At 71.5% G+C, this 12,025-nt stretch carries 9 protein-coding genes and 1 pseudogene; 2 read left to right on the top strand and 8 right to left on the bottom strand.

Translation table 11 applies throughout. The features are described 5' to 3' along the window. Nucleotides 1–560 precede the first annotated feature (560 nt). Nucleotides 561–1,568: a stage II sporulation protein M gene (locus tag AB0I82_RS36240; RefSeq protein WP_363261759.1), complete on the bottom strand. Its 1,008-nt coding sequence runs from the start codon at nucleotides 1,566–1,568 to the stop codon at nucleotides 561–563. 131 nt (nucleotides 1,569–1,699) lie between these two features. Between AB0I82_RS36240 and AB0I82_RS36245 the strand changes: the two genes are divergently transcribed. Beyond that, a complete protein-coding gene (locus AB0I82_RS36245; protein ID WP_363261760.1) occupies nucleotides 1,700–2,725 on the top strand; it encodes an RDD family protein in 1,026 nt (341 codons plus the stop codon). A 29-nt stretch (nucleotides 2,726–2,754) separates the two neighbouring features. On the opposite strand, the gene AB0I82_RS36250 is transcribed toward AB0I82_RS36245, so the two are convergent. Together AB0I82_RS36250 and ahcY are read right to left on the bottom strand one after the other, a co-directional pair. Further along, complete coding sequence (locus AB0I82_RS36250) at nucleotides 2,755–3,384, bottom strand: hypothetical protein (protein ID WP_363261761.1); 630 nt, start codon at nucleotides 3,382–3,384, stop codon at nucleotides 2,755–2,757. 138 nt (nucleotides 3,385–3,522) lie between these two features. Beyond that, nucleotides 3,523–4,980 carry an adenosylhomocysteinase gene (gene ahcY / locus AB0I82_RS36255; protein WP_363261762.1) on the bottom strand — a complete coding sequence of 486 codons (1,458 nt, stop codon included), beginning with the start codon at nucleotides 4,978–4,980 and terminating at the stop codon, nucleotides 3,523–3,525. An 887-nt stretch (nucleotides 4,981–5,867) separates the two neighbouring features. Here ahcY and AB0I82_RS36260 point away from each other — a divergent pair. Beyond that, on the top strand, nucleotides 5,868–7,904 hold the full coding sequence (locus tag AB0I82_RS36260) for a fructose-specific PTS transporter subunit EIIC (RefSeq protein WP_363261766.1): 2,037 nt from the start codon (nucleotides 5,868–5,870) through the stop codon (nucleotides 7,902–7,904). 70 nt (nucleotides 7,905–7,974) lie between these two features. Here AB0I82_RS36260 and AB0I82_RS36265 read toward each other — a convergent pair whose 3' ends face one another. The 5 genes and pseudogenes from AB0I82_RS36265 to manB form a co-directional block, all read right to left on the bottom strand. Then, nucleotides 7,975–8,922 (bottom strand): cation diffusion facilitator family transporter, encoded by a 948-nt coding sequence (locus AB0I82_RS36265; RefSeq protein WP_363261763.1) that lies wholly within the window; start codon nucleotides 8,920–8,922, stop codon nucleotides 7,975–7,977. Between the two features lie 90 nt (nucleotides 8,923–9,012). Beyond that, nucleotides 9,013–10,227, bottom strand: a complete 1,215-nt coding sequence (gene manA / locus AB0I82_RS36270; protein ID WP_363261764.1) for a mannose-6-phosphate isomerase, class I — start codon at nucleotides 10,225–10,227, stop codon at nucleotides 9,013–9,015. Between the two features lie 105 nt (nucleotides 10,228–10,332). Further along, complete coding sequence (locus tag AB0I82_RS36275; RefSeq protein ID WP_363261765.1) at nucleotides 10,333–11,478, bottom strand: SIS domain-containing protein; 1,146 nt, start codon at nucleotides 11,476–11,478, stop codon at nucleotides 10,333–10,335. A gap of 69 nt (nucleotides 11,479–11,547) precedes the next feature. Continuing rightward, complete coding sequence (locus AB0I82_RS36280) at nucleotides 11,548–11,730, bottom strand: Trm112 family protein (RefSeq protein WP_223734299.1); 183 nt, start codon at nucleotides 11,728–11,730, stop codon at nucleotides 11,548–11,550. Between the two features lie 139 nt (nucleotides 11,731–11,869). Continuing rightward, nucleotides 11,870–12,025 (bottom strand): annotated as a pseudogene (manB, locus tag AB0I82_RS36285) (phosphomannomutase/phosphoglucomutase); the annotation flags it as partial.

Raw genomic sequence — 12,025 nt, forward strand, 5'->3', positions numbered from 1 at the left:
TCACCCTCGCGGGCTTTCCTCCGGGCGCTTCCCTTCGGTCTTGCGTTTCCGACTCTATCAGATCCTTACGGCTCCGATTTTCGCCGGTGCGTTTCGGCCTTTCGGCTTCTTCGCGGTTCCAACCTTACCAGATCCTTTTCAGTGATCCAGCCCCCTGTTGGAGCGGGGTTGCTTTCCGGTCCGACCCTTTCGAGCTTTCCCTTTCGGCTTTTCCGACTTTACCAGATCCTTGTTCGCACCGTTTCCGGCTTGAATTTTGTTTCCGGTGGCCTTTGGATTGGCCTTTTCGCCTTTCGGCGGATCCGACTTTATCAGAAGCGTTTTCGTCGATTTGATCGACCTGGCGTTCCCGATAAGAGACGGAAGGGCTCCGCCGAATTGAATTTCGGCCGGAGCGCAGTAGATGTTAGCTGTCGCGGGGGAGCTTGTCCAGCTCCCGGCAACCGTTAAAATCTACCTCCCCGAGTCGCCCGTGTCAACGGGGTTCCTCGGATGAACAGGAGATTAGCAGCTCAGGGTGCCCGGTGCACATCGGCGCCCCGTGGCTCCGGAGGCCTCGTTCAGGCGGCCGTGGGCAGCGTGGCGTCGCGGTCGGAGCGCTCGACGTCGCCGGTCTCCCCCGCTCGGGCGGCGCGGCGGCCGGGCCCGTAGACGTACGCGAAGAAGGCCAGCTCGGCGACGATGCCGATGCCGATGCGGAGCCAGGTCGGCAGGCCGGACGGGGTGACGAAGCCTTCGATGGCTCCGGAGACGAGGAGTACGGCGGCCAGTCCCAGGGCCACGCCCAGTGCCGCGCGCCCTTCCTCGGCCAGGGCGTTCCTTCGGGTACGCGGGCCCGGGTCGATCACCGTCCAGCCGAGCTTGAGGCCCACGCCCGCGGCGGCGAACACGGCCGTCAGCTCCAGCAGGCCGTGCGGGAGGATCAGGCCGAGGAAGGTGTCGAGACGGCCTGCGGAGGACATCAGGCCGATGCCGACCCCCACGTTGAGCATGTTCTGGAAGAGGATCCAGAGCACCGGCACGCACAGGAAGGCGCCGAGGACGAGGCAGAGCGCGGCTGCCTGGGCATTGTTCGTCCAGACCTGGGCCGCGAAGGAGGCGGCGGGGTGGCTGGAGTAGTACGTCTCGTACTGGCCGCCCGGTCTGGTCATCTCTCGTAGGGCGTCGGGGGCTCCGATGGATGCCTGAACCTCCGGGTGCGCGGCGATCCACCAGCCGATGAGGGCGGCGACGACGGTGGAGAGGATCGCGGTGGGTATCCACCAGTGCCGGAGGCGGTAGAGAGCGGCGGGGAACGAGGTCGTGAAGAAGCGGGCGGTGTCGCGCCAGGAGGCCTTGCGCGCGCCCGTCACGGCGCTGCGCGCGCGGGCAACCAGGGAGGTCAGCCTGTCGGTGACGGCGGGGTCCGGTGCGGTGGACTGGAGCAGCGAGAGGTGGGTGGTGGCGCGCTGGTACAGGGTGATCAGTTCGTCGGCCTCGGCGCCCGAGAGGCGGCGCTTGCGGCGTACCAGGGTGTCGAGGCGGTCCCACTCGGCGCGGTGCGCGGTAACGAAGACATCGAGGTCCATTCAGTAGCGCTCCTCGTCCCCATGTGACGGTCTCGATCCTCATGATGAACGTACTGGGCCCATTGTCGTATCGGCTTGGCAGACTGGCGGTGTCGGCAGCGGGTGGGGACGCAGGCGAGAGGGCGGCGGGGATGAACGAGCTGGTGACGGGTGAGGCGGTCGTACTCGGGCTGCGGCCTGCGAGGCTGCCGAGCCGGGCCCTGGCGGTGCTCATCGATCTCGCCGTGACCTGGGCCGGCTACATCCTGATCTCCATGGCGCTGTTCGCGGCGGCGGGCTCGCTGGACTCGGCCGCGCAGGCGGCCCTCTCGGTGGCGGCGTTCGTCCTCGTACTGGTCGGGATTCCGATCGTTGTCGAGACGCTGAGCCACGGCCGCTCCCTGGGGAAGCTCATATGCGGGCTCCGGGTGGTGCGCGAGGACGGTGGGCCGATCCGCTTCCGGCACGCGCTGGTGCGCGGGGCGATGGGGGCCATCGAGATTGTGCTGACGATGGGCGTCGTGGCGTGCATTGCCTCCTTGGTGTCGGCGCGCGGGCGGCGACTGGGGGATGTGTTCGCGGGCACGGTCGTCGTGCGGGAGCGGACGCCGGTGCCGCGGGGTGGGTCGGCGCTGCCGCCTCCGCCGCCGTGGCTCATGGGACAGCTCGGGGGGCTGGATCTGTCGCGCGTACCGGACAGCTGGTGGCTGACCGTACGGCAGTACCTGGCGCGGGCGGGGCAGCTGGATCCGCAGGTCGGGTGGCGGATGGCCGGGCAGCTCGCCGAGGACTTCGTGGGGTGGACGGGGGCGGTGCCGCCGCAGGGCGTGCATCCGGCCGCCTATCTGTCGGCGGTGGTGGTCGAACGGCAGGGGCGGGAAGCACGGCGGGCCTTCGGAACGGATCGGTCGGCGGGAGCTGACCGGTCGGCGGGGGTGGGCCCGTCGGCAGGGGCGGCCGCGCCGGAAGCGGGGGCGGTCGGGTTCGCAGCCCCCGCGAGCCCCGCAGTGCCGGCAGTACCGGCAGGACCGGAAAGCTCCGAGGCGCCGGCAGCACCCGCGAGTCCCGCAGGTCCGGCAGCACCCACAAGCCCCGCAGGTCCGGCAGCGCCCGACGCGTCGGCGTCGGCGAGTGGAGCGGATGCGGGCCGGGCGACGGGGTTCGCGCCGCCTGCCTGAGCCCGCAGCGGGCTGCGGCTCGGCTCGGCTCAGAAGTCCGTCTCGGTGGGGAAGGTCGACGGCGGGGATTCGAGGTCTTCGAGTTCGATGCCGGGGGCCGAGAGGACGACGTCGCCGGCGACGTGGATCGCGTGCTGTTCGCCGGTCTCCAGGTCGTTGACCTGGTACTCGTCCACAGTCAGCGGGCCGTTGTCAGTGGCGTGTGCTGTCCTGTTCACCAGGGCCCAGGACTGGTCGAGCGTCCGGGGTGCGAGGACGGGGGGTGTGAAGGCCACGAGCCGGGTGCGGACGGCTCCGGAGCCGGGGGCGGGGCGCAGCAGCCGGGCGGTGGCGACGAGGAAAGCGGGGGACGCGCCGGTGAAGGAGTGGGCGGGGACATTGCCTTCGGTGGCGTGCGTGCCGGAGGGGTCGGTACGGACCCAGGTGACGCCTTCGAGCGCGGCGCCGCGTACCTGCCAGGACGCGGCGTGGAGTTCCAGGCGGATGGGGCGGCCGAGGTCGTCGAGGGTGAGGTCGACGGAGCCGGCGTGGTCGCCGGAGGGGGTGGTGATCTGCGAGACGTAACGCCAGCCGGAGGGGCCGGTGGCGCAGTGGAAGTGCTCTTCACCGAGGGGGGTGTGATCGTGCGGGTCGTGCAGCGAGTAGCGGCCGCGGGGCATGGGGGTCCTTCAGTGGTTCCGTCGGGGCGTCCCGCGAAGGGGGCTGCTGACGAGGCTACGCAAGGGGCGATGCGGGCCAGGCCCCCGCCCGGGAAGGACGGGGGCCTGGCTCAACGGCAGCGTCGGCAGTAGCAGCCGTCAGTAGCGGTAGTGGTCGGGCTTGTACGGGCCCTCGACCTCGACGCCGATGTAGGCGGCCTGCTCCGGGCGGAGCTCGGTGAGCTTGACGCCCAGCGAGTCCAGGTGGAGGCGGGCGACCTTCTCGTCCAGGTGCTTGGGCAGCACGTACACGTCGGTCGGGTACTGCTCGGGCTTGGTGAACAGCTCGATCTGGGCCAGCGTCTGGTCCGCGAAGGAGTTGGACATCACGAAGGACGGGTGACCGGTGGCGTTGCCCAGGTTCAGCAGACGGCCCTCGGAGAGCACGATCAGGACCTTGCCGTCGGGGAAGGTCCAGGTGTGCACCTGCGGCTTGACCTCGTCCTTGACGATGCCCTCGATGCTCGCCAGGCCGGCCATGTCGATCTCGTTGTCGAAGTGGCCGATGTTGCCGACGATCGCCTGGTGCTTCATCTTGGCCATGTCCGAGGCCATGATGATGTCCTTGTTGCCGGTGGTGGTGACGAAGATGTCCGCCGTCTCCACGACCTCGTCCAGGGTGGTGACCTGGTAACCGTCCATCGCCGCCTGCAGCGCGCAGATCGGGTCGATCTCGGTGACGATCACGCGGGCGCCCTGGCCGCGCAGCGACTCCGCGCAGCCCTTGCCGACATCGCCGTAACCGCAGACGACGGCGGTCTTGCCGCCGATCAGGACGTCGGTGGCGCGGTTGATGCCGTCGATCAGGGAGTGACGGCAGCCGTACTTGTTGTCGAACTTCGACTTCGTCACGGCGTCGTTCACGTTGATCGCCGGGAAGAGGAGGGTGCCGTCGCGGTGCATCTCGTACAGACGGTGCACGCCGGTGGTGGTCTCCTCGGTGACACCGCGGATCTCCGAGGAGAGCTCGGTCCACTTCTTCGGCGACTCGGCCAGGGTGCGGTTGAGCAGCTCCAGGATGGCGCGGTGCTCGTCGCTCTCGGCGGTGTCGACGGAGGGGGCCTTGCCGGCCTTCTCGTACTCGACGCCCTTGTGGACGAGGAGGGTGGCGTCACCGCCGTCGTCGAGGATCATGTTCGGGCCGCCGGTGGGCGAGTTCGGCCAGGTCAGGGCCTGCTCGGTGCACCACCAGTACTCCTCCAGGGTCTCGCCCTTCCAGGCGAAGACCGGGACGCCCTGGGGGTCGTCGGGGGTGCCGTTCGGGCCGACGGCGATGGCCGCGGCGGCGTGGTCCTGGGTGGAGAAGATGTTGCAGGACGCCCAGCGGACCTCGGCGCCGAGGGCGACCAGGGTCTCGATGAGGACGGCGGTCTGCACGGTCATGTGCAGCGAGCCGGTGACGCGGGCGCCGGCCAGCGGCTGCGCGTCGGCGTACTCCTTGCGGATCGCCATCAGGCCGGGCATCTCGTGCTCGGCGAGGGTGATCTCCTTGCGGCCGAAGGCGGCCAGGGACAGGTCGGCGACCTTGAAGTCCTGACCGGTGGCTGCTGTCGTCATGTCGGGCTGCTCCCCGGAGGTCGGAGGGTGATTGCGGTCGGCAGTCTGCGGCGCGGGCAGGCGGGGTGTACGGGCGGGTGTACGCGGTGCGGTACGCCCGGCCCCGGACAATCCTGTGACCGGTTGCCCGGTCGTGTGGACCTGATCGTCGCCGGCGCGGACGTATCGCTCGGATGTGTCCGCCACCGGGACATACCTGTCCCCTGGCCGCAGCACGCAGTCCGTCGGAGGCCCTCTCTCCCTCGGCCGGTCCGCGGTACGGGCCGCCCGACCGCCATCAGCAGCGACGTCTGGCACTGGGCACGAATCTACACCGATCGGCCCAGCGAACCCCAGCCCCTCCCGGGGGGTGCGGCGCGTATGCCGCCGGGGGCGGCTTCGGGGCGGGTGCGCGGCGCGGGTGCGCGGCGCGGTGCCGCGCGGTGTGCGGCGCGGTGTGCGGCCGGGGGGATGTGCCCCCAGGGCGGCCCGCCTCCGAGGAACGTGACTCGCGGGGGCGGTTCTGATCTGTAGCGGCTGCAGCGCCGTTGTGGCTGGTCGCGCAGTTCCCCGCGCCCCTGACGGGGCGCGGGTGTCAGTCGAAGCTGGGGGCTGCCGTGCGGTGACGCGTGGGGGCTGTGTGAGGGGTTGGAGGGGTGGGGTTCTTGTTGCAGGATGCGGGGTGCGCGGGAACACTTGCACGCTCTTGCGCGGCACATCGTGAGGAGAGAGACGTGACCAGCAGTTCAGCGGTGCCTCCCGAGGGCGCCGGGCCCCCGGGTCCGGAGAGCGCAGGCCCCCGAGGCGCAGCGTCCGAAGGGGTCGCGAGCACCGAAAAGGGCACCGGAGCGAGTACCAGTACGAGCACCGAGAAGACCGGGCAGAAGCAGGGGCTGCGGCTGCTCGCGGTGACCGCCTGCCCGACCGGTATCGCCCATACGTACATGGCCGCCGAGAAGCTGGCGCAGGCCGCCGAGGCGCTCGGGCACGACATGAAGGTGGAGACACAAGGGTCCATCGGGGCCGAGAACGTACTGTCTGACAACGATGTCAAGGACGCCGACGGGATCATCATCGCGGCGGACAAGGACGTCGACCGCGCCCGATTCGTCGGTAAGCGCGTCATCGTGGTCGGGGTCGCCGAGGGCATCCACCACCCCGAGCAGCTGATCGAGCGGGTGCGGAGCGCGCCCGTGTACGGCGCGGACGCCGGCGCCGGGAGCGGCGGCGCGGCCGGTACGGACACGGCGTCCGCCGGGGCGGCCGACGGCGGCAAGGAGCGCAGCGTCGCGTACAAGGCGCTGATGAACGGCGTCAGCTACATGATCCCGTTCGTCGTGGTGGGCGGGCTGCTCATCGCCGTCTCGCTGGCGCTGGGCGGGCATCCGCAGGCCGACGGCGGGCTCGTGATCCCCGACGGCTCGTTCTGGAAGCACGTCAACGACATCGGGACGATCGGCTTCACGCTGATGGTGCCGATCCTGTCCGGGTACATCGCGTACGCGATCGGGGACCGGCCCGCGCTGGTACCGGGCATGATCGGCGGCTGGATCGCCAATACGGGCGCGCTGTACGACTCCAAGTCGGGTGCGGGCTTCATCGGGGCGATCGTCACCGGGTTCCTGGCCGGGTATCTGGTGCAGTGGATCAAGAAGGTCCGGGTACCGAAGTTCGTCCAGCCGATCATGCCGATCATCGTGATCCCGATCGTGGCGACGACGGCGCTGGGGCTGTTCTTCATCTATGTCATCGGGCAGCCGATCTCGTGGGTCTTCGAGCATCTGACGAGCTGGCTGGGCGGCCTTACGGGGTCCAGCGCGGCGCTGCTCGGGGTGATTCTCGGGCTGATGATCGCGTTCGACATGGGTGGGCCGGTCAACAAGACGGCGTTCCTGTTCGGCGCGGGGCTGGTCTCCAAGAACCCGGAGATCATGGGCATGTGCGCGGCCGCGATTCCGGTACCGCCGCTCGGGCAGGGGCTGGCGACGCTGCTGCGCCGCCGGCTCTACAACGACCAGGAGCGGGAGACCGGGCTCGCGGCGCTGTTCATGGGGTGCTTCGGCATCACGGAGGGCGCGATCCCGTTCGCGGCGGCCCGGCCCGCGCGGATCATTCCGTCGAACATGGCCGGTGGCGCGGTGGCCGGCGCGATCGCCGGCCTGGCCGGGGTGACGGACAGCGTGCCGCACGGCGGGCCGATCGTCGCCGTGCTGGGCGCGGTGGGCGGCGTCGCGATGTTCTTCGTGGCGGTCGTGGCCGGAACGGTCGTCACCGCGCTGTGCACGGTGACGCTGATGTCGATGGCGGAACGAGGCCGCAGCGGAGGCGCCGGTGCCCCCGCTGCGGAGCCCGCTCCGGCGGGTGCGGCGGCCGCGGCCCCGCGAGGCGCGACCGCCACGACGGCCTCGGTCGCCGGTACGGAAGCCGGTGCGGACACCCGTACGGACACGGATGCGGAAGTCGGCCCGGAGGCGGAGGCCGAAACCCCCGTCCTCTCCGGCTACCTCACCCCCGCCACCATCAAGGTGCAGCTGGACGCCACCGAGAAGGAGGCGGCCATCCGGGAGATGGCCGAGCTGGCGGCGGCCGGGACCGGGCGGGTCGCGGACGTGGACGAGCTGGTGCGGGTGGCGCTGGCCCGGGAGGCGCAGGGCACCACTGGGCTCGGTGAGGAGATCGCGATCCCGCACGCGAAGACGGACGCGGTCACCGCGCCGGTCGTCGGGTTCGCACGGTCCGCCGAGGGCATCGACTGGGCGTCGATGGACGGCACGCTCGCGAAGCTGGTCTTCATGATCTCCGTACCGGAGGCCGCCGCGGGCGACGAGCATCTGCGCATCCTCGCGCTGCTCTCGCGGAAGCTGATGGACGCGGACTTCCGGGCGCGGCTGCAGGCGGCGCCGGACAGCGACGCGATCATGGCCGTACTCGCCGAGATCCAGTAGGCGAACGGCAGCAAAAACGGGGCCCCGCACCCAGATCACCGGGTGCGGGGCCCCGCCGCGTCGGAGCAGATCAGGCGCCCGGTACCGGGCTGCCCGAGGCCGCGGTCTCCGCGCTGTAGATGTCCGGCTCCAGGTAGATCACCCGGGCGATCGGTACGGCGGCGCGGATGCGGTCCTCCGCTGCGTTGATCGATTCGGCGACCTCCGTGGCCGTGTCGTCGTGCTGGACCGCGATCTTCGCGGCGACCAGCAGCTCCTCCGGGCCGAGGTGGAGGGTGCGCATGTGGATGACGCGGGTGACGGTGTCGCCGTCCACGATGGCCTCGCGGATCTTGGCGACATCGTCGGCGCCCGCCGCCTCGCCCAGGAGGAGCGACTTGGTCTCGGCGGCCAGTACCAGGGCGATCAGTACGAGCAGCACACCGATGCACATCGTGCCGATGCCGTCCCAGAGCGCGTCACCCGTGATGAGGGTGAGGCAGACGCCGGCCAGCGCGAGGATCAGGCCGACCAGCGCGCCGAGGTCCTCCAGGAGGACGACCGGCAGCTCGGGAGCCTTGGCGCGGCGGACGAACTGGGTCCAGGACTGCTCGCCGCGCAGCGTGTTCGACTCCTTGATGGCCGTGCTGAAGGAGAAGCTCTCGGCGACGATCGCGAAGACCAGGACGCCCACCGGCCAGTACCAGTGCTCCAGCTCGTGCGGGTGCTGGATCTTCTCCCAGCCCTCGTACAGCGCGAAGACGCCGCCGATCGTGAAGAGCACGATGGAGACGAGGAAGCCGTAGATGTACCGCTCGCGGCCGTAGCCGAAGGGGTGTTCGGCCGTCGCCTCGCGCTTGGCCTTCTTTCCGCCCAGGAGCAGCAGTCCCTGATTGCCCGAGTCGGCGATCGAGTGCACGCCCTCGGCCAGCATGGAGGACGAACCGCTGAAGGCGAACGCCACGAACTTCGCTACGGCGATGGCCAGATTGGCGCCCAGCGCCGCGACGATGGCCTTGGTGCCACCTGATGCACTCATGAGTGCCGCATGTCCCTTCCGTCGACCGGGCTTTACTGCCCCTTTAACCGATTGGAAGGTCATTCTTGCAGCCCGCCCCAGGGGCCTGCATCAGGCCACCACTGTGGAGCGGAAGAGCGTGCCCTCGCCGTCGATGGTGATTTCCTCCCCGGCCGGGACGAAGGCGGACTCACCGGGCGCGAGCGCCAGTTCCCGCCCCGCGGACGCCGCGCCGGGCGCGTCCCGCAGGACGACCGAGCCCGCCGTGCACAGCAGGACCTGCGGCGTACGGGCGTCCAGGGCGACCGCCGCCGAGCCGGGGGCCAGGACGTAGCGCGAGAGCCGGAACTCGTCGATGGGCGTCTCGTAGACCTCCTCGCCCGAGGGGCCCGCCTCCGGGCGCAGCACGCCCGGGTCGGCCGCCTCGAAGCGGACGATGCGCAGCAGTTCGGGGACGTCCACGTGCTTCGGGGTGAGGCCGCAGCGCAGCACGTTGTCGGAGTTGGCCATCAGTTCGACGCCGAGGCCGTTGAGGTAGGCGTGCGGGATGCCGGCGCCGAGGAAGAGGGCCTCGCCGGGCTGCAGCGTGACGTAGTTGAGCAGCATCGCGGCGATCACGCCGGGGTCGCCCGGGTAGTGGTGGGCGATCGAGGCGTACGCGGCGTAGGACTCGGCGTGCGGGCCGCCGGCCTTGCCCAGGCGTTCGGCGTGCGCCGCCGCCTCGCCGACGGTCTCGGCCATGGCGTGCTTGTCGGCGGTCAGGACGGCGGTGAGGACCTCGCGGAGCGCGTCCTCCTCGGGCCCGGCGCGCAGGATGTCGACGTACGGCTTGAGGCTGTCGACGCCGAGTCCGGCGAGCAGCTCGGCGGCCTCCTCGGGGTGCCGGAAGCCGCACAGGCCGTCGAACGGGGTGAGCGCGCAGATCAGCTCGGGCTTGTGGTTGGCGTCCTTGTAGTTGCGGTGACCGGCGCTCAGGGGCACGCCGCGCCGCTCCTCGTCGGCGAAGCCCTCCTTGGCCTGCGCGAGGTCGGGGTGGACCTGGAGGGAGAGCGGGGAGCCGGCCGCGAGCAGCTTCAGCAGGAAGGGCAGCCGGGGACCGAAGGCGCGTACCGAGTCGGCGCCGAGCTCGTGCTCGGGGTCCTCGTCGATGATCTCGGCCAGGGACTGGGGGCCGAGGCCCCGGTCGACGCGGGAGGGGGCGCCGGGGTGGGCGCCCATCCACATCTCCGCCTGCGGCTCACCGGTCGGCTCGACGCCGAGGAGGTAAGGGATCGCGGTCGTGGAACCCCAGGCGTAGGGGCGCACGGTGTTGGTGAGGCGGTCCATGGCGGGCGGGCTCCTGTAGGTGTCGATAGGGCGACAGGGGGCGAGTGGGGGGTGGCGTGGCGGGCGGGGCGGCGGTCCTGCGGACGCGCCGCACACCGCCCCGCGTCATGATCCCTCGGCTCCGGCGAGCGCCAGGTAAACGGCGGCGAAATCCGTGGTGGCCAGGAGCTGTGCGGCGTTCTCCAGGGGGCTGCCGTCGCTCTCCGCTTCGAGCTCGCTGACCGTGGTGTCCCGCTCCAGGGCCAGGTCGCGGGCGGCGGGTGCGGCGGACAGCGGGCCCGGCGCGCCCTCACGGAGCAGCAGGGCGCGGGCGTGCAGCGCCTCGGGCTGCTCGACCCGGTCGCGGAAGAAATCGTCCGGATCGGCGCCGGCCGCGAGGGCGCCGGCGAGCAGCATGCGGTGCGCGGTGAGCGCTTCGGGGAGCTCGGCGGCGAGCGCGGGGCGGCCGGCGAGGCCGGTCAGTACGGCGGCGAAGTGCCGGCCGACGGCCCCGGCGACCGGGCCCTCGGTCCAGATCAGCGGGAGGCTGTCGGCGAGCTCGGCGGCGAGGGTCTTGGCCGGATTGCTGTACGTGGCGATGGCCGGGCCGCAGTGCTCGGCCACCTGGTCGAGCCGGTCGGCGAGCCGGGACAGCGCGTCGGCCGGGGCGTCGAGCAGGCCGATCCGGTCGGCGAGCGCGAGCAGCGGGGTGAGCAGCGACCAGAGGGTGCCGGGCGCGGCGGGCGGCGCGCCCTCGACGTCGAACTCGCCGTCGTACGGGGTGGTGGCGAGCGGTACGGCCAGGCCGCGGGCCTGGGTGATGGCGTCGGCGAGCGGGCTGTCGGCCGGGGTGACGCCCACGATGGCGCAGCCCCGGCGGTAGGCGTTCTCGACCAGCTCCGCCAGGCCCGCGTCGGCGCCGTCGGGGCCCGCGACGAGCAGCAGGTCCAGCGAGCCCGTCCAGCCCGGCAGGGACCAGCGCAGCGCGCCCGGGACGGGGGCCACGCCGGTGGGCCGGATCAGCGACACCGGGCAGCTGCCGCCGCCGAGGGCGCCGAAGAGGTCGGCGACGCAGGGGGCGGCGGGGCCTGGGCCCGCGACGAGGACCGTGCGGGGGCGGCCGTCGGGCGTGAGGTCCGGTATGCCGGCCTCGGCGGCGTTCCGCGCGGCGGTGCGCACGCGGGCGCCGGACTCGGCCACGGCGCGCAGCAGGCCGTACCGGTCCGCCTCGGCCAGGGCCTCGGGGGCGTCGAGGAGTGACTCGTCGAGCATGGTGTGTGCTGCCTTCCGGTCGCCGGATGTGGCTGGGCGGAGCGGCGGGGCCGGCCCGGGGCGCGAGGCTCAGGCCGGTCGGCGGGCCTCGTCCACGAGGAGGACGGGGATGCCGTCGCGTACGGGGTAGGCGAGGCCGCAGTCGCTGCCGGTGCACACCAGCTCGGCGGGGTCGTCTGCAGACTTGTCCGCCAGAGGGGCGTGGCACGCCGGGCAGGCGAGGATCTCAAGGAGGCTGGCTTCGACCGGCATGGAGGCGACCCCTTCAGGGTGACGATGTGTTTCCCCTCGTCAGCGTACCGCCGGGCGGCGGTGAGGGGTGCTTTTGGGCGGCCGGCGGGGGTCCGTGGGACGCCGCCGGCCGCCCTTCGGCGCAGCTGCCGACGCGGAGCTATCCGCGAACGATGGCCAGAACCTCGTCCCGTACCCGCGCGACCGTGTCCGCGTCCCGCGCCTCGACATTCAGGCGCAGCAGCGGCTCGGTGTTGGAGGGCCGGAGGTTGAACCACCAGTCGGCGCCGGTGACGGTGAGGCCGTCCAGCTCGTC

The organism is Streptomyces sp. NPDC050315 (genome assembly GCF_040655775.1).
In the GTDB taxonomy this organism is placed as follows: Bacteria; Actinomycetota; Actinomycetes; order Streptomycetales; family Streptomycetaceae; genus Streptomyces.